This window comes from Pseudarthrobacter sp. CC12, assembly GCF_039907755.1.
Lineage (GTDB): Bacteria > Actinomycetota > Actinomycetes > Actinomycetales > Micrococcaceae > Arthrobacter > Arthrobacter niigatensis.
In genome coordinates this window covers 1-683 of the sequence record NZ_JARDJH010000100.1, presented here as the reverse complement: position 1 = coordinate 683, position 683 = coordinate 1, and the positions used below count along the sequence as shown (strand labels likewise).

Below are 683 nucleotides of genomic sequence, written 5' to 3'. Positions count from 1 at the left end.
CCCATGACAGCAGGGCCTTCACGGTTTTCGCGCTTCATCCGGCCGAAGTAGGCGTGGGCGTCAGGCTGGCCATCGAGGAGTTCGTCGATGAAGCCCTGCTCATCGTTGGCGGCCAGGTACGGGCCCCACCAGGCGTAGAGGCGTTCGTAACCCACGGTGGAGGACGGGATGGCACCCAGGGCCTTGCCGCAGGCGCTGCCGGCGCCGTGGGCGGGGTGGACCTGGACGTAGTCGGGCAGGGTCAGGAACTTGTCGCGGAGGCTGGCGAAGAGCTGCTTGGCGCCTTCGAAGCGGGTGTCGATGCCGCCGGCTGCTTCGTCCAGCAGGTCCGGGCGGCCCAGGTCGCCGGAGAAGACGAAGTCTCCGGAGAGCAGGTAGCCGGGCTTGTCGCTGAACGCGCCGTCGGTGACCAGGAAGGACAGGTGCTCGGGGGTGTGGCCGGGGGTGTGGACGGCCTGGATGCTGATGTTGCCGATGGTGATCTTGTCGCCGTCGTAGAGGCGTTCGCCGTCGAATTCGTACTGCCAGTCCGGTCCGCCCTCCCCTGAGACGTAGATCTTGGCGCCGGTGGCGGCGGCCAGCTCGCGGGTGCCGGAGAGGTAGTCGGCGTGGATGTGGGTTTCGGTGACGGCCACGATCTTCATGCCGTTCTTCTCAGCCAGCTCCTGGTAGACCGCGATGTC

General features: G+C 67.2%; 1 protein-coding gene. It reads right to left on the bottom strand.

The genetic code is table 11. From position 1 onward, the window contains the following. Positions 1-683: MBL fold metallo-hydrolase (locus tag PV772_RS23030; protein WP_347887709.1), on the bottom strand; the 683-nt coding region annotated here is incomplete at both ends.